The 23,133-nt window shown below is 49.1% G+C and carries 19 protein-coding genes and 6 pseudogenes; 18 read left to right on the top strand and 7 right to left on the bottom strand.

Going from position 1 to position 23,133, the window contains the following annotated elements; all coding sequences use genetic code 11:
• Positions 1-504: 504 nt before the first annotated feature.
• The 7 genes from arnB to arnF are packed head-to-tail and all read left to right on the top strand — an operon-like array spanning position 505 to position 7,883.
• Positions 505-1,656 carry a UDP-4-amino-4-deoxy-L-arabinose aminotransferase gene (gene arnB / locus LU633_RS08570; RefSeq protein WP_016191880.1) on the top strand — a complete coding sequence of 384 codons (1,152 nt, stop codon included), beginning with the start codon at positions 505-507 and terminating at the stop codon, positions 1,654-1,656.
• A complete protein-coding gene (arnC, locus tag LU633_RS08575) occupies positions 1,646-2,626 on the top strand; it encodes an undecaprenyl-phosphate 4-deoxy-4-formamido-L-arabinose transferase (protein WP_016191881.1) in 981 nt (326 codons plus the stop codon). The genes arnB and arnC overlap by 11 nt, the downstream gene beginning before the upstream one ends.
• Complete coding sequence (gene arnA, locus LU633_RS08580; RefSeq protein ID WP_016191882.1) at positions 2,626-4,608, top strand: bifunctional UDP-4-amino-4-deoxy-L-arabinose formyltransferase/UDP-glucuronic acid oxidase ArnA; 1,983 nt, start codon at positions 2,626-2,628, stop codon at positions 4,606-4,608. The genes arnC and arnA overlap by 1 nt, the downstream gene beginning before the upstream one ends.
• On the top strand, positions 4,605-5,498 hold the full coding sequence (gene arnD, locus LU633_RS08585; RefSeq protein WP_016191883.1) for a 4-deoxy-4-formamido-L-arabinose-phosphoundecaprenol deformylase: 894 nt from the start codon (positions 4,605-4,607) through the stop codon (positions 5,496-5,498). The genes arnA and arnD overlap by 4 nt, the downstream gene beginning before the upstream one ends.
• A 5-nt stretch (positions 5,499-5,503) precedes the next feature.
• A complete protein-coding gene (gene arnT / locus LU633_RS08590; RefSeq protein ID WP_016191884.1) occupies positions 5,504-7,165 on the top strand; it encodes a lipid IV(A) 4-amino-4-deoxy-L-arabinosyltransferase in 1,662 nt (553 codons plus the stop codon).
• Positions 7,162-7,494: a 4-amino-4-deoxy-L-arabinose-phosphoundecaprenol flippase subunit ArnE gene (arnE, locus tag LU633_RS08595; protein WP_016191885.1), complete on the top strand. Its 333-nt coding sequence runs from the start codon at positions 7,162-7,164 to the stop codon at positions 7,492-7,494. The genes arnT and arnE overlap by 4 nt, the downstream gene beginning before the upstream one ends.
• A complete protein-coding gene (arnF, locus tag LU633_RS08600; RefSeq protein WP_016191886.1) occupies positions 7,494-7,883 on the top strand; it encodes a 4-amino-4-deoxy-L-arabinose-phosphoundecaprenol flippase subunit ArnF in 390 nt (129 codons plus the stop codon). Before arnE ends, arnF begins: the two co-directional genes overlap by 1 nt.
• A 411-nt stretch (positions 7,884-8,294) precedes the next feature.
• On the opposite strand, the gene LU633_RS26155 is transcribed toward arnF, so the two are convergent.
• A complete protein-coding gene (locus LU633_RS26155) occupies positions 8,295-8,603 on the bottom strand; it encodes an acetolactate decarboxylase (RefSeq protein ID WP_082103730.1) in 309 nt (102 codons plus the stop codon).
• A gap of 40 nt (positions 8,604-8,643) precedes the next feature.
• Between LU633_RS26155 and LU633_RS08605 the strand changes: the two are divergent.
• The 6 genes and pseudogenes from LU633_RS08605 to LU633_RS08630 all read left to right on the top strand — a co-directional run.
• Positions 8,644-9,483: pseudogene (locus LU633_RS08605) on the top strand (helix-turn-helix domain-containing protein); the annotation flags it as partial.
• A gap of 386 nt (positions 9,484-9,869) precedes the next feature.
• Positions 9,870-10,655, top strand: a pseudogene (locus tag LU633_RS08610) (IS630 family transposase); the annotation flags it as partial.
• Between the two features lie 429 nt (positions 10,656-11,084).
• Positions 11,085-11,327, top strand: coding sequence for a hypothetical protein (locus LU633_RS08615; protein ID WP_152664144.1), 243 nt, complete (start codon positions 11,085-11,087; stop codon positions 11,325-11,327).
• A gap of 990 nt (positions 11,328-12,317) precedes the next feature.
• The gene (pagP, locus tag LU633_RS08620; RefSeq protein ID WP_016191892.1) at positions 12,318-12,893 is read left to right on the top strand and encodes a lipid IV(A) palmitoyltransferase PagP; all 576 of its coding nucleotides are present in this window, start codon (positions 12,318-12,320) and stop codon (positions 12,891-12,893) included.
• A 150-nt stretch (positions 12,894-13,043) separates the two neighbouring features.
• On the top strand, positions 13,044-13,253 hold the full coding sequence (gene cspE, locus LU633_RS08625; protein ID WP_004156612.1) for a transcription antiterminator/RNA stability regulator CspE: 210 nt from the start codon (positions 13,044-13,046) through the stop codon (positions 13,251-13,253).
• A gap of 379 nt (positions 13,254-13,632) precedes the next feature.
• Positions 13,633-14,061, top strand: a pseudogene (locus LU633_RS08630) (GNAT family N-acetyltransferase).
• 90 nt (positions 14,062-14,151) lie between these two features.
• Here the strand turns inward: LU633_RS08630 and LU633_RS08635 are convergent.
• Positions 14,152-14,849 (bottom strand): annotated as a pseudogene (locus tag LU633_RS08635) (IS1 family transposase).
• A 144-nt stretch (positions 14,850-14,993) separates the two neighbouring features.
• Between LU633_RS08635 and LU633_RS08645 the strand changes: the two are divergent.
• The 5 genes and pseudogenes from LU633_RS08645 to tnpA form a co-directional block, all read left to right on the top strand.
• Positions 14,994-15,815 carry a deaminated glutathione amidase gene (locus LU633_RS08645; RefSeq protein ID WP_016191895.1) on the top strand — a complete coding sequence of 274 codons (822 nt, stop codon included), beginning with the start codon at positions 14,994-14,996 and terminating at the stop codon, positions 15,813-15,815.
• 344 nt (positions 15,816-16,159) lie between these two features.
• Positions 16,160-16,366 carry a twin-arginine translocase subunit TatE gene (gene tatE / locus LU633_RS08650; RefSeq protein WP_016191896.1) on the top strand — a complete coding sequence of 69 codons (207 nt, stop codon included), beginning with the start codon at positions 16,160-16,162 and terminating at the stop codon, positions 16,364-16,366.
• 167 nt (positions 16,367-16,533) lie between these two features.
• Positions 16,534-16,683, top strand: a pseudogene (locus tag LU633_RS08655) (transposase); the annotation flags it as partial.
• 67 nt (positions 16,684-16,750) lie between these two features.
• Positions 16,751-17,971, top strand: coding sequence for an ISL3 family transposase (locus tag LU633_RS08660; RefSeq protein ID WP_046371806.1), 1,221 nt, complete (start codon positions 16,751-16,753; stop codon positions 17,969-17,971).
• A gap of 26 nt (positions 17,972-17,997) precedes the next feature.
• Positions 17,998-18,342, top strand: a pseudogene (gene tnpA / locus LU633_RS08665) (IS200/IS605 family transposase); the annotation flags it as partial.
• A 36-nt stretch (positions 18,343-18,378) separates the two neighbouring features.
• On the opposite strand, the gene lipA reads toward tnpA, so the two are convergent.
• The 5 genes from lipA to rlpA form a co-directional block, all read right to left on the bottom strand.
• Positions 18,379-19,344 carry a lipoyl synthase gene (gene lipA / locus LU633_RS08670; RefSeq protein ID WP_016191898.1) on the bottom strand — a complete coding sequence of 322 codons (966 nt, stop codon included), beginning with the start codon at positions 19,342-19,344 and terminating at the stop codon, positions 18,379-18,381.
• A gap of 172 nt (positions 19,345-19,516) precedes the next feature.
• A complete protein-coding gene (lipB, locus tag LU633_RS08675) occupies positions 19,517-20,188 on the bottom strand; it encodes a lipoyl(octanoyl) transferase LipB (protein ID WP_040465705.1) in 672 nt (223 codons plus the stop codon).
• Between the two features lie 81 nt (positions 20,189-20,269).
• Positions 20,270-20,533 carry a DUF493 family protein YbeD gene (gene ybeD, locus LU633_RS08680; protein WP_016191900.1) on the bottom strand — a complete coding sequence of 88 codons (264 nt, stop codon included), beginning with the start codon at positions 20,531-20,533 and terminating at the stop codon, positions 20,270-20,272.
• Positions 20,534-20,658: 125 nt separating this feature from the next.
• A complete protein-coding gene (gene dacA / locus LU633_RS08685) occupies positions 20,659-21,870 on the bottom strand; it encodes a D-alanyl-D-alanine carboxypeptidase DacA (protein WP_016191901.1) in 1,212 nt (403 codons plus the stop codon).
• 131 nt (positions 21,871-22,001) lie between these two features.
• Entirely contained in the window at positions 22,002-23,126 is a 1,125-nt protein-coding gene (gene rlpA, locus LU633_RS08690; protein WP_016191902.1) for an endolytic peptidoglycan transglycosylase RlpA, read from the bottom strand.
• Positions 23,127-23,133: the final 7 nt, after the last annotated feature.

Genomic DNA, 23,133 nt, shown 5'->3' on the forward strand with positions numbered 1-23,133 from the left:
TTCACATTCTGACAAACGCGTTGTCAGAGTCTGGAACGGTTGGTTAGTACGCCAGCAAAAACCGACTGGTGGAATATTGTCAACGGTATCGCGTGTAAGGCGGGACAACGTTGGCAAATATATCTGAATGATATGACGATTTTTATATCAGGCAGGCCCTGTAAATGATAAAAAATCGTCAGTTTGTTCTGTGGTTAACATAAGGCGTGAGCTGCTGATGGTATCTGTCTTTTTACTTGCCTTTGCAGCTCTTAATTTTCAATTAAGAAATATGCTCTATCGTTAGCGAAACGTTGAACTTGAGCGGTTAACATCATGCCACAATGCCCCATATCTGTATAAGGACAAAAGGTTTGTTAAAAAGTATCAGCGAAACTTTCGTTTTCTATTGGCACGGTTAGAAATAACTTTGATACCATTTCAAATGGTTATCAATATAACGGACGATGTAAATCGCACATTCTGTTAAAGTAAACTCAGGTGACTATTAAAGGAAGTTTGATTATGTCCGAATTTCTCCCCTTCTCGCGTCCGGCGATGGGTGAAGATGAATTGGCTGCCGTTAGTGACGTGCTCCGTTCTGGCTGGATTACCACCGGCCCCCAAAATCAGCAATTGGAAAAAGCGTTCTGTGAACTGACCGGCAATCAGCATGCCATTGCGGTCAGTTCTGCCACGGCGGGGATGCATGTCACACTGATGGCTCTGGGTATTGGTGCAGGTGATGAGGTGATTTCTCCCTCGCTGACCTGGGTTTCCACTCTGAACATGATTGCTCTGCTGGGCGCTGAACCGGTCATGGTGGACGTTGACCGTGATACGTTGATGGTTACCCCCGCGCTGATTGAAGCGGCGATTACGCCACGAACGAAAGCGATTATCCCTGTACATTATGCTGGCGCACCGGCAGACATTGACGCCATTCACGCTATCGGTAAACGTCACGGTATTCCCGTTATTGACGATGCTGCGCATTCTACCGGCACCTTTTATAAAAGGCGCCATGTGGGCGCGATCGGTACGGCAATATTTTCCTTCCACGCCATCAAAAATATGACGTGTGCCGAAGGCGGTCTGGTGGTCACGGATGATGAATCCCTGGCAAACCGTATTCGAAGCCTGAAGTTTCACGGGTTAGGTGTGGATGCTTTCGATCGCCAGACCCATGGTCGGTCACCACAGGCTGAAGTTATCACTCCTGGTTATAAGTACAATCTGGCGGATATTAATGCTGCCATCGCGCTGGTACAGCTGGAAAAACTGCCCCGGCTTAATGCACGCCGTGAAGAAATTGCTGTGCGCTATTTGCGTGAGCTGGCCGATACGCCATTCCTGCCACTATCCCAGCCGGAATACTCACACCAGCATGCCTGGCACCTGTTTATCCTGCGCGTCGATGAGGCGCGCTGTGGACTGACGCGTGATGAACTGATGCAGGCACTGAAAGAACGCAATATCGGTACCGGCCTGCATTTCCGTGCGGCGCACACCCAGAAATATTATCGTGAGCGTTTTCCAGAGCTTTCGCTCCCCGCCACCGAGTGGAATTCGCCGCGTATCTGTTCGATCCCATTATTCCCTACAATGACCGATGACGATGTTAGCCGCGTAATTACCGCGCTGCGTGAGATCGCTGAGAAATTTCATGACCGCTGAACAGCCTATTAACAAAGTTTCCGTAGTAATTCCCGTTTACAACGAACAGGAAAGTTTACCAGAATTACTCCGTCGCACTAATGACGCCTGCGCCTTACTTCCGATGGATTATGAAATTCTGCTGATCGATGACGGCAGCAGCGATAACTCAGCCACCATGCTGGCGGCGGCGGCGGAAGAGGAGGGCAGTCACGTTGTCGCTGTCTTGCTTAACCGGAACTACGGTCAGCATTCAGCAATTATGGCAGGCTTCAGCAATGTCAGCGGTGATTTGATTATCACGCTGGATGCTGATTTGCAAAACCCGCCTGAGGAGATCCCGCGTCTGGTTGCGACCGCGCAGGAAGGTTATGACGTAGTGGGTACCGTGCGTCAGAATCGTCAGGACAGCTGGTTTCGTAAGAAAGCATCCCGTTTGATAAATCATTTGATCCAGCGAACCACGGGCAAAGCAATGGGCGACTACGGATGTATGCTGCGTGCTTATCGCCGTCATATCATTGACGCCATGTTGCATTGCCATGAACGTAGTACCTTTATCCCGATTCTTGCCAATACCTTTGCCCGTCGGGCGATTGAGATCCCGGTCATGCATGCTGAAAGGGAGTTTGGCGACTCGAAATACAGCCTGATGCGTCTGATTAATCTGATGTATGATCTGGTGACCTGTCTGACTACTACGCCGTTACGTATGCTTAGTGTGGTGGGTAGCCTGATTGCGCTGGCCGGGTTTGCTTTTTCTCTGTTGTTGATCTGCCTGCGCCTGTTTTTGGGTCCGCATTGGGCTGCTGACGGCGTATTCATGCTCTTTGCCGTACTGTTTATTTTTATCGGCGCACAATTTGTTGGCATGGGGCTGCTGGGTGAATACATTGGACGTATCTATAACGATGTTCGTGCCCGTCCCCGTTACTTTATTCAGCGTGTGATCAACGCTTCCCATCCCGTCTCTACTGAGGACGACAAATAATGAAAGCAGTTGTTTTTGCCTACCACGATATGGGGTGCATTGGTCTCAATGCGCTGGTTAAGGCTGGTTATAAAATTGAAGCTATTTTTACACACCCTGATTCAGCCGCTGAGAATCCTTTTTTTGCTTCGGTAGCCCGCACGGCAGCCGATCTTGATATCCCGGTGTTTGCCCCGGAAGACGTCAATCACCCGTTATGGATTGACCGCATCCGTGCGATGGCCCCGGAGGCTATTTTCTCTTTTTATTATCGCAATTTGTTGTGTGAAAAGATCCTTAACTGCGCACCTGCCGGAGCATTCAATCTGCATGGTTCGCTGCTGCCTAAATACCGTGGACGTGCACCGTTAAACTGGGTTCTGGTCAATGGCGAAAGCGAAACCGGCGTGACCCTGCATCGGATGACCGCCAGTGCTGATGCCGGTGATATCCTTGTGCAGGAAAAAGTACAGATTTCTGCCGACGATAATGCACTGACGCTGCATCGTAAATTAAATGCGACAGCGGAAACGCTGCTGGCTGACGCATTGCCAGCATTGAAGGCGGGCCAGCTTACCGCCAGCCCGCAGGATCACTCTCAGGCGACCGTTGTGGGTCGGCGCAGGCCTGAAGACGGTCGCATTGACTGGTCGCTGTCGGCTAGTGTCGTCAATAATCTGGTGCGGGCGGTGACAGAGCCGTGGCCGGGTGCGTTTGGCTATGTGGGTTCCGCCAAATTTATCGTCTGGAAGGGGAAGGTCCGTCAGGATCAGCCTGCGGCAAAAGCCGGTACGGTGCTGTCAGTCAGTCCACTGATTGTTGCATGCGGTGAGGGTGCACTGGAAATTGTCACCGGCCAGAGTGAAAACGGCGTTTATATGCAGGGCACCCAGCTGGCACAAACGCTCGGTCTGGTGTGCGGCGCACTGTTAAGCAATCAGCCGGTAACCACTGTTAAGCGTCGTACCCGTGTACTGATACTTGGCGTAAATGGTTTTATTGGTAATCATCTGACCGAGCGTCTTCTGAAGGATGATGACTTTGATATTTATGGTCTTGATATCGGCTCTGATGCCATCAGTCGCTTTATCGGTCATCCGCGCTTTCAATTTGTGGAAGGGGATATCAGCATCCATTCAGAATGGATCGAGTATCACATCAAAAAATGTGATGTGATCCTGCCGCTGGTTGCTATTGCCACGCCAATTGAGTACACCCGAAACCCACTGCGCGTTTTCGAGCTGGATTTTGAAGAGAACCTGAAAATTATCCGTGACTGCGTTAAGTACAAAAAACGCGTCATCTTTCCATCGACTTCTGAAGTTTACGGCATGTGTGACGACCCTGACTTCGATGAAGACAGCTCCAATCTGGTGGTCGGGCCTATTAATAAGCAGCGCTGGATCTACTCCGTTTCCAAACAGCTGTTGGACCGGGTGATTTGGGCATATGGCGATAAGGAAGGGCTGCGTTTCACGCTGTTCCGTCCCTTTAACTGGATGGGCCCGCGTCTTGATAACCTCAATGCCGCACGTATTGGCAGCTCACGCGCCATCACCCAGCTCATCCTTAACCTGGTGGAAGGCTCGCCGATTAAGTTGATCGACGGTGGCAGACAGAAACGCTGTTTTACCGATATCAGCGATGGCGTGGAAGCGTTGTTCCGCATTATTGAGAACAAAAACAACAATTGTGACGGACAGATCATTAACATTGGTAACCCGGAGAATGAAGCGAGCATCAAAGAGCTGGCTGAACAGCTTCTGGAGAGCTTCGAACGCCATCCGTTGCGTAACCAGTTCCCACCGTTTGCCGGCTTCCGCGACGTGGAAAGCAGCAGCTACTATGGTAAAGGCTATCAGGACGTCGAGCACCGTAAGCCGGCTGTTCGCAACGCCCGTCGTCTGTTAGGCTGGACGCCAACGGTAACTATGGATAAAACCATTGATAATACGCTGGATTTCTTCCTGCGCACCGCTGATGGCGTGGAAGAAAACCAATGAGAAAAGTTGGCCTCCGTATAGATGTTGATACCTGGCGTGGCACCCGTGACGGTGTTCCCAGGCTACTGGAAATTCTCAGCTTACATCGCACTCAGGCCACTTTTTTCTTCAGCGTTGGGCCAGATAACATGGGGCGCCACTTGTGGCGCCTGTTAAAGCCTAAATTTCTGTGGAAAATGTTGCGCTCGAATGCCGCATCGCTATACGGCTGGGATATTTTGCTGGCGGGTACCGCCTGGCCTGGCCGTAATATTGGCAAAGAGCTGGCTGAGATCATTAATGCGACGGTGGATCATCATGAGGTTGGGCTGCATGCATGGGATCATTTTGCCTGGCAAACCTGGGCAGGCGTCTGGTCGCCAGAACAGTTGACCCGACAGATCCGCCTGGGACGTGATGCGCTAAGTGTTATTTCCGGGCAGCCGGTAACCTGCTCTGCCGTCGCGGGATGGCGCGCTGACCAGCGCGTCGTTGAAGCCAAGCAGGGCTTCTGTTTCCACTACAATAGCGATTGTCGTGGCAGTACGCCTTTTCTGCCGCTGTTGGATGATGGTAGCACTGGTACGGTGCAGATTCCGGTGACGCTGCCAACCTGGGATGAAGTGGTGGGTTCTTCGGTCAGTAAAGAAAATTTTAATGCTTTTATTATTGACCAGATTCTGCAGGACCGCGGCACGCCGGTTTATACCATTCATGCTGAAGTGGAGGGTATTGTGATGAGCGAGTTGTTCAGCGATCTGTTAACGCTGGCAAATCAGGCAGGTATCCAGTTTTGTCCTCTGAGTGAACTGCTGCCTGACGATCTCTCCATCCTGCCGACAGGAAAAATTGTCCGGGGTAGTCTCCCTGGCCGTGAAGGATGGCTTGGATGCCAGCAATCAGTTGAGTAATTTTTATGAAAATGATGAGAAATGGCTTTCTCCTTTTGGTTCTTTTTTCTCTTTATTATTTGATTCCCCTGGAATTTCGCCACATTTGGCAACCGGATGAGACCCGTTATGCCGAGATTAGCCGGGAGATGCTGGTTAGCGGCAACTGGGTTGTTCCGCATTTCTTTGATCTCCGTTATTTTGAAAAACCAATTGCTGGCTACTGGATTAATAATCTTAGTCAATTGATTTTTGGTCACAATAATTTTGCAGTGCGCTTTGGCTCGGTGTTTTCCACCACCCTTACGGCGCTCCTGGTTTACTGGCTGACGTTGCGCATCTGGCGCGACCGTACTACTGCCTTGATGGCCGGAGTGATCTTCCTCTCCAGCCTGTTGGTCTATGGCATTGGCAGCTACGCTGTACTCGACCCGATGATCACGATGTGGCTGACAGCGGCTATGTGCTGCTACTGGCTGGCAACAAACGCGACAACCACTCGCAAACAGGTGTTCGCCTGGCTACTAATGGGCTTCGCCTGCGGTATGGGCTTTATGACGAAAGGGTTTCTGGCGCTGGCGGTGCCGGTGGTGGCCATCGTTCCCTGGGCTATCCAGCAGAAACGTTTTATATCCTTGCTAAAGTTTGGTCTGCTGGCGGTAGTGGGCGCGGTGATAATCAGTGCACCCTGGGCAATCGCCGTTGCACAACGTGAGCCGGATTTCTGGCACTACTTTTTCTGGGTTGAGCATATTCAGCGATTCGCTGAAGACAATGCGCAGCACAAGGCACCTTTCTGGTATTACTTGCCGATTTTGCTGTTGGGGTGTCTGCCCTGGCTCGCGCTATTGCCGGGAGCACTTCGCAATGGCTGGTGTAACCGTAATGAAAACAGCGGCAGTTTTTATTTGCTGAGTTGGGTGGTGATGCCGCTGATCTTTTTCAGCATCGCAAAAGGTAAATTGCCAACCTATATCCTGCCTTGCTTTGCACCGCTGGCGGCTCTGATGGCACGGCAGGCAATGTTGCTTGTCGCCCGTCAGGGAAGGGCGCTATGGGTTAATGGCTGGATCAATCTGGCGTTTGGGCTGCTTTGTGTTATTACCATTATCGGCTTCCTTGCCCCATGGAGTCTGTTAAAACATTCTCTTTACGGTCATCACGAGCTTCTCAAAGTGGTGCTTGCAGGAGGTGCATTTCTGCTGTGGGCCGCATGCGGTTTTCTCACCCTTAGCGCATCGTCAGAGCGCTGGGCATGGTCCGCATTGTGTCCGTTAGGGCTGGCGCTGGTGGTAGGGTTTGTGATACCGGACAAAATAGTGGATTCCAAACAGCCGCAGCAGTTTATTCAGGAAATTAAAAGCGAAATTGGCACCAGCCGCTTTCTGCTGGCAAATAATCCCGGGATTGCATCGGGGCTGGCGTGGGAGCTACGGCGCAGCGACATTATACTCTATCAGCAGCGAGGTGAAATGCAGTACGGCCTGAGCTATGCTGATGCTCAGGATAAATTTGTTGCCGGACCGGATTTCCCGCAGTGGTTGGCTAAACATCGTCATGAAGGTCAGGTTACGCTGGTTTTGCTGTTATCGCGTAGTGATGAAGGCCATGAGCCTTATTTGCCCAAAGCCGATTTCACTCACCGACAAGGAAGAATAGTGATGTACCAGTACAATCAGACGCCATGAATCTGCTGCTGATTTTGCTTTCCAGTCTGTTGAGCTGTAGCGGGCAACTCTGCCAGAAGCAGGCCGCGTATCATGCCCTGCTGAAAGGAAAAAAACATCTGCTGTGCTGGTTAAGCCTGAGCGTACTACTGCTGGGTTGCGCCATGCTGGTGTGGTTACGGGTGCTACAGCATGTTCCGGTTAGTGTGGCTTACCCGATGTTAAGCGTAAACTTTATTCTGGTGGTACTTGCGGCTCGCTGGCTGTGGAAGGAACCGGTTTCGCTGCGCCATTGGTTGGGTATTGGCCTGATTGTGGCAGGCGTGGCGGTGATGGGGATGTTTGCCTGATGGGCGTTTTACTGGCGTTATGCAGTGTACTGTTGGTCAGTGGGGCGCAGTTGCTGATGCGTTGGTCGATGATGCGTCTGCCGTCCGTCAGCGATATTTCGCTGTTTGTTAACGACCTTTTGCAATGTTCACCCGCCACGCTCGGGCTGGCTTGCGGTATTCTGGCTTATGTGCTTTCCATGTTTTGCTGGTTTCTCGCGCTGCAACGAATGGCGCTCAGTAAAGCTTATCCTTTACTGAGTCTTAGCTATGTTATGGTGTGGGCAATGGCAATGCTTTTGCCAGAACTGAATGAGGTGTTTCAGTGGGCGAAACTTGTAGGGGTCTTGATGATTTTTTGCGGTTTGCTGCTGGTTTGCTGGCCAGCGCCGACAAAAAGCGAGCAATAAATACCGTGGCTTCCTTATTTTTTATCAGGGGCCGATACTGGAACTTACGCAACAGAACGCGTATTTTTCACGGTTCTTTCAGCCCTGGCAGGCCGACCTTGTCCAGAAATAGCCTCTGACAAACAGCCTGGCCTCTTGATATTGTTGCTGCAAAGTCAGTTTGTCCCCTCTGAGAGAGCGTTCACTTCGAAATAACGTGCCGCTTTCGTGTTCATGCTGTCAGAACAGGCTGTAAGTTAACAAAAATGTAGCGAGCGCCTGACAGCCTGATCGCTGGCTGTTGAAGCTGGGTTGTCGGGCATGTGCTATCAGGTATTGCGGGTTATTTTTCTATCCGTGCAATAATTTCATCCAGTTCTGCCACGTTAATAGCAAGATTTTTATATTTATCGCTGGCAGGATTAGTAATCTCTATGGTCTGCTTTCCTCATAGCTAACTATTGCTTCTTCAGCATGGTAAAATAGTACATGACCACTTATCTGCTGTTTTTCATCGATAAAATGAAAGCCATGGACAGAAATATGTCCGTAAAGCTCCGACGTCCAGAATCCCACCAGCTTGCCTTTGATGTTATGCAGATAGCCCTCCTGCTGTGTATCCGATACCTCGCTGATATCACATGTTTCAATTGTTGCTGGCTGTGGACGTCTGATTAACTGTATTAGTCGCGACGTAATCTGACACCGGACCCTGAAAGATTGAGGGTTACCGGTTTTGATATGGGTGTCGAAACCTTAAACAAAACGCGAGGTCACCCTCATGCTCCATACTCACAATCCCATCATCAAACACAAAGCCGGCCTGCTCAATCTCGCCGAATAACCCGGTAACGTCTCAACAGCCTGCAAGAGCACGGGCGTGTCACGCGACACCTTCTACCGTTATCAGGAACTGGCTGCTGAAGGCGGCATTGACGCGCTGGTTAACCAGAACCGTCGGGGTCCCAACCTGACGAACCGCGCCGACGAAGCCACTGAACGCGCGGTTGTTGAATATGCCGTTGAGTTCCCGGCCCCCGGGCAGCACCGGACCAGTGATGAGCTGCGTAAAAAAGGCGTGTTTACCTCCGGCAGCAGCGTGCGCGCCATCTGGCAACGACACGACCTGGAGAACTTCCGTAAACGCCTGAAGGCGCCTGAGGAAAAGCTCGTCAGAGAAGCCATCGTGCTTACCGGTGCCCCAATCGCCGCGCTGGAGAAAAAGGCGCATGATGATGAGGCCAGCGGCGAAATCGAGACCGCTCACCCGGGCTATCCCGGGTCGCAGGACACCTTCTGTGCTGGCGATCTGAAAGGGTGTGGGCCGTATCTACCCGCAGCCGTTCGTGGATACGTACCCGAAAGTGGCACACTGCAAGCGGTATACGAGTAAAACGCCGAACATTGCCGCCGACTGCCGTTCTGTGAGGCTCAGGGGCTGCCGGTGCTGAGAAGACTGACCGACAGGGGAACGGAGTACTGTGGTAAGGTGGAGCAGCATGATTACCAGCTTTATCTGGCCATCAACGATATCGCCCATACGAAAACGAAGGCGATGTCCCCACAGACCAACGGCATCTGCGGGCGCGTCCATAAAAGCATTTTGCAGGACTTTTATCAGACGATTTTATTTTATTTTATGCGGAGTTGGCGACTTTTGTTCGTTCCGGGTGCTTTTTCCGTTAAGCGGTTTAATTCATTTCACTATATTGAACTATTTGGGGGGGAAGTATGGGAAGTGAACAAAATGATGTTGTTTCTGAAGTGCCGGAACTCTCCCTTAAGGGCACTCCTGAAGCAATTCTTCGGCTTGGTGAAGGGCTTGCCAGAACGAAATATAAAATTGATTTGCTGGGCAAAACCGGCTGGGGTGAGTTTACCGCAAATCTTCACGGCATGGAGTCGAGTGGTGAATGGGACTGTCCTGATGACGCGCTAACCTTTCTTAGTAAAATTTTTCCTTTTGCTTTACTGCCGACTGGAAAGGAGTCTTTGGACATATTCCGGGTGCCGGCAGAGCGAGTGATTGGCCGCCGCTGGCCTTACGAACATATCTGCACATTGTTACGTGAACTGATAAAGCACTTTCCCGGTGATTCTGGTTATCAGCGTTCACACTGGAGCACTGCGCTTCTGGCAATAAAAATCAACGAGATAACTGGCTGTCAGTTACATGCCGGGATAGTCCGTCGCTGACTGCCGACAGGCGGTGTGGTGTGGCGCAGGTCCGCACCCCACACAAAGAAGAGAAAATGGCGGCAATAAACACGGCGCGGGTGAAGCGCAGCCGGGAGCATCCTGTGTTTTACGAAGATGAGGTGGATATCCATCTCAGCCCAAAAATCGGTGCAGACTGGCAGGTCCGCGCACAACAAAAACGGGTGGTAACACCCGGTCAGAATAAAAAATACTATCTGGCAGGCGCACGGCATAGTGGCACAGGTAAAGTCAGCTACATTGGCGGTAATAGCAAAAGTTCGGCGCTGTTTTATCAACCTGTTTAAGCACCTGAAGGCAGGTTACCGGTATGCAAAAACAATCACACTGATCGTTGATAACGACATCATCCACAAGAGCCGTGAAGTTCAGCGCCGGCTGAAAGCGACCCCGAAGTTCAGCGTGATTTACCCGCCGTGGGTGACCCGCGTTGAACGGTTATAACAGGCGCTTCACGACACGATAACCGGGAATGATCAGTGCCGTTCAATGTGGTCACTGCGGAGAAAAGTTTGTCACTTTATGGAAACGGCCAGCCCCTTCCCCGGCGGGAAACATGGTCTGGCAAAAGTGTAGCGGTATCAGGCGCAGCTATTTAGCAGCAGAAGGATAAAGCCGCGTTAATTATTGTCGCCAGAAAGAGATTCCATTTATCACTGCACATGTCAGTTATCTTAACTATCCGCCAGCTGACCGATTCAAACTCTATCATGTTAATAAAGGTGCCATACGTCAGCGTTGGGCGGTGTTTAACGATCGCTATTTACAGGTTGTTCACTGGCCTCGCATTACCTTACCTGCGTTGAGTGCATATGGTGTGCATAGTGCGACCTGGCCGCCGACTTTTCCACGTGTAAACCTGGTTTTTGACGAGTTGTACGATCCTCAATCAACGGGGAATTTTGTTGCGCCCTGCGTTGATTTGGAAACAGTGACAGTAAATATAAGAGCCGAAAAAGAAGTAGAAAGAGAGCGGTAAAACCAGTAAAAATGGTGCTCAGTGAGATGGATATCAATAATATTTTGCCGGTTACAATGACGCTGTTTTTCTTTTTTATTTTGTCATTGGTTGTTGCTGGTTTGACCGTTGGCGAAGGATGGGCTGGGGCGGTCAGCATGTTTGTATGTGGCGTATCAGGAAGTTTACTGCTTTTCCTTGCAATGCCAGTATTTTTGGTCAGTCGTCGACACAAGCGCGGCATTTATCCCCTGCGACCGGATGAGGCCATTCTGGACAGGCTAAGTTGATGTGACTTTTTCGCAAGATTTTTGTCAACGTCATTTCGTCAGGTGATTTTAAGAACGGCAGAATTATACTTTGGTTCTATGCTTAGGTTTGCTGTGTTGAATAGTCATTGATAATGTCATTACAATTCAGGAAAGATGTATGAAAATTATTCTATGGGTGATCGCGATTATTTTTATTCTTTGACTACTAACGATTGCGTGTTCATCTAACTTGTTGTTTTTAAATGTTAAATCTATTTTGTTTGTGAGTTATCATTCCAGTGGAGCCGGGCTGCTGGTAAATGACATTTTTTGTTATCCAGTTCCGACTCCTGTGCAGAAGTGCTGTTTCCATCATTTTTTAGCGGCATTTTAGCATTGAAATAACAGTCCCTGAGAGTGATGGGATTATTGCAGTGGGCACACACTGCACCGTGATGATTTCCAAACCGATCCCCTTGCGTTGTAAACACAATCCTTCTATGACCGCATTTCCAGCACCGTATTTTCATGCGTGTGATCCTTACCCTATCATTCCTGATAAGTGGACGATTTTACCAAAAAATAACTTGTTATCGATAAATATTGTTAATTAATTATCCAGTAGTCTGTCTGGGTTTAATTTTATGATTTATAACGGCTAATCAATAGGCTCATTCTTAAAAATGTAAAATTTTCGATAAAAAAGATTTGTTTGTTGATATTTATTTTGCTTTTGCGCTCTGCATCTTTTCTTAGTCATAAAAATGATTTGTGTCATTTTTATGACTTTGGTGAATTATTTGTCTAAATTATATTATGTTTTTGTTGGTTATACTTACAGTAACTTAATGATTTGAAAGTAGTTTTTAGGCTCAGACAATAAAAGGGGATAATAAATATCTGAAATATAATTTTTTAGCATTTATCAGTTGTCTAACAGAATGATTACAATAATAATTACGCCCAAATATTATTCTTTTTTTCGTTATGGATTTTATGCATTTGCAATTGATACCAGGTGTTAATGTGGTGAAGCTGTTCAGACTTTTCTTGCCTGTAATGGTCGCATGTACAGAGCTTGCCAATATAAATGAAGCTCATGCTCAACGTTTTACCGGAATTATCACGTCGAACTGGCAATATTTCAGTAATAAAGTGAGCGATACATGGAGTGATGCACCGTGCTGTGATCTGTATGTTCCAGCAATTACCTGGCATAATCGTCTGGCTTACGACAGAGATAAAACAGACCGTTACAACGAGCGACCCTGGGGGATTGGCCTTGGGAAGTCGCGTTTTGATGAGAATGGTAACTGGAATGGGCTGTATGCAATGGCTTTCAAAGACTCGTTTAATAAGTGGGAGCCATTTATCGGTTTTGGCTGGGAAAAAATTTGGCGACCTCTAAACGATCAAAATTTTCGCTTAGGCCTCGGCTACACTGCCGGGGTCACCGCGCGTGACAACTGGAAGTACATCCCTATTCCGGCAGTGCTGCCGCTTGCTTCTGTAGGTTATAGCAAAGCCACTTTCCAGATGACCTATATTCCGGGTACTTACAATAATGGAAATGTGTACTTTGCCTGGTTTCGCTGGCAGTTTTAATGAGGTGAAGCAGCTGAAATTATGAGAGATATGAAGGAAAAGCGATATTTATCACTTTTTTCGTTACGACTACTGGACAAAAGCCTCGGCAATTGCTGTACTAAACACCGACACAGTTTAGTGTCCATTTTTCATGTAAAGGTAATATAGATGTCTAAGATCAAAGGTAGCGTTAAGTGGTTTAATGAGTCCAAAGGATTCGGTTTCATTACTCCTGAAGATGGTAGCAAAGACGTGTTCGTACACTTCTCTGCCATCCAGAGCAACGGTTTCAAAACTCTGGCTGAAGGTCAGCGTGTAGAGTTCGAAATCACCAACGGTGCCAAAGGCCCATCTGCTGCTAACGTTGCCGCTATTTAAGTTATCAGACAGAATTTTAAAACCTGCCCCTATGGCGGGTTTTTTTGTTTTTTTGTTTAGCAGGTTAAAATTACAGTGTGAGAAGCGTGTTCCAGACAGCATAAGAAAGCCTGGATGGCTATAGCGGTGCTAATTATTTACCAGAGCATTTGGATAAAAAAGCATTATCTCAAGCCCCGGAAGTATTCTGTGATAAGAATATTCCACAGGGTTATTCAGGCAACATTAAAGGTGGATTGTGTTATGAAGTATTCCGTTTTCATAACAACGACAGGTTTTTTGCCATGATATTGTGTTAATCCTGTGTTATTTATGCGAGGTATCATTTACAAGAAAACACGTCACATCTGTTTTGTGAGCGAAAATCTGGATAAAGTGTATGAATATTCGCCTCGCCCATGAAAATGACAGCTATGCACTGAGCGCTCTGCTGGACGAGCTGGGCTACGAAAATAATGAGGATTTTATCTCTGCGCGTCTTGCACAGTTAATAAATGATCGTACTGAACAATTCCTGATTGTTGCAGACGGTGCGACCGTACTGGGTTTTTTATCGCTTCATTTTATTCCACAGTTAGCATTAGCGTGAGATTTTGCCCGGATAAGCTATTTTTGTATTGGTGAAGGCGAGCGCAGTAAGGGGGTTGGGCAGCAGCTATTACATTATGCGGAGCACCTGGCTCGTCAGCGGGGATGCGATCATATGGAAGTGCATTGCCATGAACATCGAATCAAGGCAAATATGTTTTATGCTCGTGAAGATTACAATGAATCGCCACATTATCTTATTAAAGTCTTGGATCGGTAATTTTTGCCAGCGTATGTTTCTGCAAATGATTTTGACGTTTATATCAGATAATAACCTTTGTATTACCCCATAGTGGGTCGTGACGCAGATTTATTGATAATGATGAAGAGTAAGATACCAACCGATGATCTTATCGTGCATTTCCTCTGACTTCGAAAAGCAAATTGTTCTGCGGGTCAGTCGTTTGATATGTGTGCGAAGATTAAGATTATGCCGTTCTGTCCGTTGGGTATATTTCTTGCTCACCACGTGGCCTGTTGCACTTAACAGAACTTTATAAACCGGCCAGGCATCTGTCATATAAAAGGCAATGTTAAATTTGCTTAACAGAGCCAGCAATCGTCGCAGGGTCGGGGCATTTCTCGGGCCGAAGACGTGGGCCAGAGCACGTTTGCGGATACGGTCATAAGCATAGAACAACCACCGGGGATTGCTTCTACACCGCACGTAAGACCATTGTTCACTGGCTTCACAGCAGATAACAACCTCCGTTTCGGGGTCGATATTCTCAGCTACCTGCTTTGGCGAAATTTTTTTACGTGCCGCAGAACCGTATTGAGGCTGATACCGAGAACCCGTGCGGTATCGCGACATCCGTAACCATTCATGGCCATATTAACAATGGTCTGGTGTGTGTCTGGTTTGGCACCGGAGTAGCTAAAGTTGAGCAGAAAGGTCTTTGAACAATGCTTGCAGATCTAACGTTGGGCACCGGATGCTGAATGTCCGTTACATCGTACAGCATGAGTTTCATTGCACTGAGGGCAGACGACATCAACTTTAGCCATATGTTACATCCAAAGCGCAAAGCATACGTTATCAGCAAGTCTGCGTCACGACCCCATAGTGGTGAAGTTTTTTAGCGAGTAATTCCTGGCGTATTCTTTCGGCGTCTAGGGTTGATTTTTCTGAGGCCATTAAGGAGCAGGTTAATGAAAGTTGCATCGGGGCAATTCGCAGTGAGTCGTGACTGGCATCAGAATCAGGCTACTGTCATTTCTCTTATGGTGCAGGCGCTGGTGGGTGGTGCCGATTTACTAGTATTACCTGAAAGCGTATTGGCCCGTGATAATATCGATCCAGACTGGGGCGTTACAGCTGCACAGCCTCTCAATGGATCTATTGTTACTGCGGTCTGTGCAGCAAGCCGGGGTAATCAGCTGACCACGATAATGACTGTTTATGTTCCCAATGCTAATGGCAAGGTGTTGAACGTATTGATTGTACTGCGTGATGGGGAAATCATTGGTCGTTACGACAAGCTACATCTCTATGATGCTTTTAATATGCAGGAATCGCGTAACGTGGTCGCAGGCAACAGCGTGCCACCGTTAATCACTGTTGCTGGTATCAATGTTGGTCTGATGACCTGCTACGATATCCGCTTTCCTGAACTGGCCCGGCGATTGGTGCTGGATGGTGCAGATGTGCTGGTGTTGCCTGCTGCATGGGTCAAGGGAGCACTGAAAGAAATGCACTGGGAGTTGCTGGTGGCAGCCCGTGCGCTGGAAAACACTTGCTACATGGTGGCAGCAGGTGAATGCGGCCCACGCAATATTGGTAATAGCCTGGTGGTTGACCCGTTTGGGGTGATCGTTGCAAGGGCGGCTGAAGCACCGGCATTGATTTTTGCCGATATTGATCCAGCACGCCTCACTTATGCTCGGAGTCAACTTCCAGTACTGCAAAACCGACGTTTTACTGCTCCTGAACTTGATAAAAACACGGTGATACGACCCCTTGACGGTGTTTAAACCTGAATTATTAGCGGTACTGAAAAAGGATTTTTCCTGTTACGTATTTACGGTCAGCGTCAGCAAACATAGTCAACGTTAATGAAGAGGTACCAGTACCGTTTTTCGATTAAAAAATACCTTTTAGGTTTTCCATATTGCCCGGATTTATCAGACAAAAAATCTTTAACGTGTGAAACCGTTCTGTTAAGCGTCAAACCCTTTTATCTGGCGGCCGTTATCACTGCTCTGCGCAGATATTACTCTGTTACAGATTGCGGTTGTATTGACGTGGAATGTGCGAGTTAATACACTTTACTGTTATCGGTTTTGTCATTGGTTCAGATTAAATAAGAAGGTGCGTAATGGAAGGTATCAGTATTGTCAAGCTGCTGATGATCGGTGCTCTGATTGTATTGCTGTTCGGAACCAATAAGTTGCGCTCTTTAGGGGGCGACTTGGGGGCTGCCATTAAAGGCTTTAAAAAAGCCATGAGCGACGACGACGCTTCCGCTAAAAAAACGCAGGTTGAAGAAGATAAGCCCGCCGAACAGGTTGCTCACAAAGAGTAAATCGCTGCAAAGGCAGAAAAAACGGATGACGTCGTCATCCGTTTTTTATTATCAACACTAAACCACCTCCTGTGGAGGTGGTGATCGTTCATGTGGGGCTTTGCCGGTAGAATGCCCATGCTAAATACTGCCCCGGTTTGTTACCAGCAAATCAAGGAGTAAATAGCATGAGCAGATATGAATCCGCTTCCCACGTATTCTATCGCTGTCAGTATCATCTTGTATGGACACCGAAGTACAGATACAAAATCCTCAAAGGTCATCTCGGTAAAGAGGTTTACCGCAGCATCTACATTTACAGCAATATGAAAAAATGCGGGTCTTCCCCTGTTGTGGTGGCTAAGGGCATTATGATGGCAGTCTTGATTTTCTGAGGAGTCTGCCATGGACGAAAAGTCCCTCTATGCCCATATCCTTAACCTGTCCGCACCGTGGCAGGTAAAATCCCTTTCTCTTGATGAAAAATCTGGTTCAGTGACTGTGATTGTCGGCATTGTCGGGCACACTCAACTGACCTGTCCAACATGCGGTAAATCCTGCCCCATACATGACCACCGGCGTCGCAAATGGCGTCACCTCGATACCTGTCAATTCACCACGCTGGTTGAAGCTGATGTACCCCGCATTGACTGCCCCGAGCACGGTTGCCAGACACTGCCGGTTCCGTGGGCGGGGCCAGGCAGCCGCTACACCCTGTTGTTCGAAGCCTTTGTTCTTTCATGGCTGAAAATTAGCACCGTGGATGCTGTCAGAAAGCAGCTCAAACTCAGTTGGAATGCCGTGGACGGCATCATGATGCGCGCAGTAAAACGAGGCCTGGCCCGGATAAAACAACCCTTATCGGCCCGTCATCTCTGCGTGGATGAAGTCGGGTTCAAAAAAGGACACCAGTACGTCACCGTTATCTCTGACAGGCAGGGACGCGCTTTGCAACTGACCGACGATCGCGGTGTAGAAAGTCTTGCCAGTTATCTGCGTAGCCTGAGAGATCACCAGCTTGAAGAGATAAAAACGCTGTCTATGGACATGAACACGGCCTATATCAGTGCTGCACGCATCCATCTCCCCAATGCCGTGGATAAAATCGCCTTCGATCACTTCCATGTGGCAAAAATGTTGTGCGCCATCGTTGATAAAACCCGTCAGGCTGAGATGAAACAGATCCCGTCGTCAGACAGGAAAGACGCCCACCGCTCACGCTACTTATGGTTTTACAGCAAACAAAATCGCTTTGGGCGCCGCGCTGAGAGGTTAGAAGTTGCCCGGCTGGTGTTACCGCAAACGAACCAGTGCTGGGTAATGAAAGAGCTTGCCCGCGATCTGTGGCACCGCCGCTATGACGACCATAGCCGTAAGTTGTGGCAGGAATGGATGGCGATGGCTAAAGACACCGGCATACCACTCATGGTCAGCATTGCCCGCATGGTGGCAAAGCGGCTTTACGGCATTCTGAATGCGATGAAAAACCGGGTATCGAACGGCAATGCGGAGTCTCTGAACAGTAAAATACGGTTGCTGAGGATCAAGTCACGGGGCTTCAGGAATAAAGAACGGTTCAAGCTGGGCGTAATGTTCCACTACGGGAAGCTGAACATGGCGTTCTGAGTCTCCCACCATGATCGGGGAAGTCCCAAAAATGCACAGTAGTTGAGCTAAATGTGGAGATATATCATATGCATCTGGTGGTGAGGACGCCGCCTGGCTTGAGTGTTTCTGAGTTGATGGGATTTGTGAAAGGGCGAACGGCCATCAGGCTGTTCGCGAAGTTTCCTTATCTCAGGAAGCACAAGCTTTAGTGTAACCACTTTTGGCAAAGAGGGTATTTTGTGGATTCGGTGGGTGCAAAAGAAGAAGTAATTCGAAGGTATGTGCGGTACCAGGACAAGGTTGCCAAAGAGGAAGAAGAAAGGCACATACAGCTCGGACTGGAAAGGTGGTGTTTAAGCCCCCTTTTAGGGGGCGGTGTCTTTGTGTAAGCAGATGTAACTAAAGAAAATCAGGATAGCGTCTGGTTATTTCACCTCAAGACCCTTGGCTTGCATATCTGCATGGTATGAAGAACGAACGAAGGGGCCACAGGCCGCGTGGGTAAAGCCCATTTCTATCGCTGCGGTTTTCATCTCATCAAATTCCGCAGGGCTCACATAACGCTGCACGAGCAGGTGATGACGACTGGGTTGTAAATATTGTCCGAGCGTCAGCATGGTCACGCCGTGACGACGAAGATCGCGCATGACTTCAACAATCTCGGCATTGGTTTCCCCCAGTCCGACCATCAGACCGGATTTTGTTGGGATTTCCGGGTGTGCTTCTTTAAAGCGTTCAAGAAGTTTCAGGGACCACTCATAATTTGCACCGGGACGAACCTGGCGATAAACACGTGGCACGTTTTCGAGATTGTGGTTAAAAACATCCGGTGGCGTGGCATTAAGAATATCCAGTGCACGATCCATGCGACCACGAAAGTCGGGTACCAGTGTTTCGATTTTTATGGTCGGATTTTTAGCCCGTATAGCGCGAATACAATCTGCAAAATGTTGAGCACCGCCATCGCGAAGATCATCGCGATCAACAGAAGTTATAACCACGTAGCGCAGGCCCATATCAGCAATGGTTTGTGCCAGCTTTTCTGGCTCATTGGTGTCAGGTGCTACCGGACGACCATGCGCCACGTCGCAGAATGGGCAGCGCCGCGTACATATAGCGCCCAGAATCATGAAAGTGGCAGTGCCGTGGTTAAAACATTCTGCAAGGTTAGGGCAAGAAGCCTCTTCACAGACAGAGTGCAGGCCATTTTTACGCATGGCAGCCTTAATGCCCTGAATGCGGCTGGAATCTGCCGGGAGTTTGATTTTCATCCACTCCGGCTTACGTAAAATTTCAGCACGTTCTGTGACCACCGCCTTTACCGGGATCAGGGCCATTTTATCTGCATCACGGTACTTAACGCCGCGTTCCATCTGAATGAGTTTACTCATAATCTTGCAGGTTCCAGGTTGGCATGCGCTCTGTATGTCGCAAAAATGCAAAGAGTGGTTTTACCATCAAAGGCCAGTGTCTTAAACTTTTTTTGATAAAGCGCGAAAATTATATCACTGCTGTTGCCGGGTTGCAGCCAGCCCGCAAGATAAAATGTGACGTGGTTGTAAACTAACAGGTGTAATAGCTTTCAGGAAGGGCGGATTCGGTCTGCCAGATTACATCGCTAATTTGCAGCCCCCGGGCGAAATTATTCACCAGTAGTGGCCGCACATCGGCTGGTTGGGTGCCGGGTCTCAACACGCTGATCTGGGTCATCTCCATACCGGCATAGCCGCAGGGGTTGATGCGAAGAAATGGCGAGAGATCCATGGCAACATTCAAAGCCAGTCCATGAAATGAACATCCGCGACGTATTCTCAACCCCAACGAACAGATCTTCCTGCTATCGACGTAAACACCCGGTGCATCTGGTCTGGCTACGGCCACAATATCGAAATGGGCCAGCGTGTTAACAACCGTTTGCTCAATAGCGGTGACCAGTTCACGAACGCCAATTTTTCGACGGCGGATATCAATCAGGACATACATCACCTGCTGACCTGGTCCGTGATAGGTTACCTGCCCCCCCCTGTCGCTCTGCATTACCGGAATATCCCCGGTCATCAACAGATGCTCTGCTTTACCCGCCTGGCCCTGTGTAAAGACGGCAGGATGCTCAACCAGCCAAATTTCATCAGATGTTTGCTCGTCACGATTGTCGGTAAAAATATGCATAGCCCGGGAAATGCTGACCCAGGGCTGTATATCTAACTGACGGATTAGTAGGGTATCCTGGTTCAAAACGTGCAGTCCGCTGAAAGATGAAAATGAATTGAGCGCTAAACTTTGGGGTAAATCGAATGACGTTGCTCGCCAGAAAAGCTACAGAACCATGCGCACAATTTCAATATTACCCAGTTCTTCATAAAGCGTTTCAACCTGTTCAATGTGGGTGGCGGTTATAGTGATTGAAACGGAATGGTAATTTCCTTTGCTACTGGGCTTCACGTCTGGAGAGTAGTCGCCCGGCGCGTGACGTTGAACCACCTCCACCACCTGATCAACCAGCTCTGGTTGTGCCAGCCCCATTACTTTATAAGTAAATGGTGTTGGAAATTCGAGCAGTTCTTTAAGATTGGTTTTCATAAGTTCTCCGGTAACGCTAAAACAAAACTCCCGCCGCAGCGGGAGCCTGGACATCAACACAATATGGAGTCGATTCAGAACGAAATCAAGCCAGCGCGGTTGCGACAGGCCGATCCACACCGGGATTAACCAAACCAGTGATGGAACATGAGTTTGATGTAATCAACGATGCGACCGAAGAAGCCACCTTCCTGCACTTCATTGAGCACCACCAGCGGATGTTGCTCGATGGTTTTACCATCCAGCTGGAAATTAATGGACCCGACAACCTGATTTTTAGCCAGCGGCGCATGGAGTTCGGTATTGGTGAGGGTATAGCTGGCTTTAAGATCCTTCATTCTTCCACGTGGAATCGTCAGGTAAAGATCCTTTTCAACACCCAGCTGTACACGATCACTATTACCAAACCAGGCAGGTTCAGAAGCAAATTCTTTACCAGCTTTTAGCGGTGCCACGGTTTCAAAGAAGCGGAACCCCCACGTGAGTAACTTTTTACTCTCCGTTTCACGACCTTTATAGGTGTGTCCGCCCATTACTGCTGAAATCAGGCGCATCTGACCTTCGGTAGCGGAGGCCACCAGATTATAACCTGCGGCGTCAGTGTGGCCGGTTTTAATACCATCCACCTGCAAACTGGTATCCCATAAAAGGCCATTGCGATTGAGCTGGCGAATATTATTAAAGGTGAACTCTTTCTCTTTATAAACAGCGTATTCGTCCGGTACATCGCGGATTAAGGCCTGGCCAATCAGTGCCATATCGCGTGCTGAACTGTATTGTCCGTCAGCATCCAGGCCATGAACGGTTTGGAAATGCGTGTTTTTCAGGCCAATGGCTTTAACATAGTTGTTCATCAGGCCAACAAAAGCATCCTGGCTACCGGCGACATAATCGGCCATTGCAACACAGGCATCGTTTCCAGATTGCAATACAATGCCGCGCGTTAACTGCGATACAGATACGCGATCCCCTGGCTTGAGAAACATCAGCGACGAGCCTTTGAATACAGGGTTACCGGTAGCCCATGCGTCTTTACCCACGGTCACCATATCTTCCTGGTGAATTTTTCCTGCTTTGACGGCCTGGCCAATAACATAACTGGTCATCATTTTGGTCAGGCTGGCGGGATCGCGACGGGCGTCGGCATTTTTCTCAGCCAGCACTTTGCCAGAGTTGTAATCGATTAGCACATAGGCTTCAGCATCAATGTCAGGAACACCCGGGATCATCGTTTTAATGTTAACGTCATCGGCGTAAGCGAGCGTTGTCAGACTGAAGGCAATGACGGAAGCTGCCATCAGGCGTTTGAGCGGTAAGGAAGAGGTGAGAGTGTTCATGTTCAGGACGACAGCATCCGTGGTTAGGTTAGAAAAGTGAGCCACTATAGCAAAATCAGGGTTATCCGGCATCCCTCTTTAACAGCCGCAGATTAACAATCTGTCCGTTGAGGCGGGCTGCCAGAAAAACGCTACATTTTGTCGGAAGCGGCCGTAATAAATGACGACTGATTTACTTCACTGGACAGACGTTGTTGCAGTACGCTGGCTTGCTGACGAGAGCTGAAGTGTCCCAGTTGCACGCGGTAGACATTGTTGTGGTTTTCCACCGTACCAGACACACCAAATTTTTTACTTAATGTGTTAAGCAACTGCCGAGCGCGCGCAGGATCGCTGACTGCGCCAACCTGTACTGCCCAGCTGGTGCCGCCTGGTGTGGCGCGTGAGGCTGGCGCTGTGGCAGGGGAAACCGCTACTGCTGCGGGATGCACCTCCTGTGACTCTGTTGCGGTTGCTGCCGCTACCGACTCACTGCCTTCAAGCACCCCGTTACGCAGGGGCTGCGGTGCGCCCAGGAAACCATTGCGATTGACTGGCGCTCCCATATTGTTTTCATTGCTGAGGCTGCGGTTATCGATAGGGTGTGATTCCGCTTCTTCCTGCTGGGCGGGCACGCTTTGTGCACCTGACGCTGCGCCAGCGCCCATGACCACCATGCCGCCGCCAATATCAGGGCGCGGTGGCAGAGCGTAACTCTGTTTAGCAACGCGCGTACCGATAGTGCCAGGACCGGACAGCGAGCCATCAGGTGCCACGCTGATGTAGTCGACTTTCACCCGGGTATTGTTGGAGATATTCAGGCGGTCGCCTGCGGCTTTAGACAAATCGATTACCCGGCCTGCGGTGTAAGGCCCACGATCGTTAATGCGAACGACCAGCTGACGGCCATTGGCCAGATTGGTAACACGAACATAGCCAGGAATTGGCAGGGTTGGATGGGCAGCTGTCAGCGCTTCTGGATCAAATTGCTCACCCGAAGCGGTTCGATTGCCTTTGGCCTCATCACCGTACCAGGTTGCCAGGCCGGTTTCGCTGAAGTTCGAGGGTTCTTTTACAATACGGTACTTTTTGCCATTAACGCTGTAGTCTTGATTGGCCCCCGCAGCAGGCGGTTCGTAGCGCGGTTCCACGCCGCCAATCTCCACCACCGGGCCATTGTAAGCCGGTTGTTGAGGGGCAGGCATCTGTTGTTCAGTGGTACTACAGGCTGTCAGCAGGGCTGCAGCCAGACTAATCCAGAGCCAATCCTTACGCATGTTAAAG

The organism is Erwinia tracheiphila, assembly GCF_021365465.1.
Classification (GTDB): domain Bacteria; phylum Pseudomonadota; class Gammaproteobacteria; order Enterobacterales; family Enterobacteriaceae; genus Erwinia; species Erwinia tracheiphila.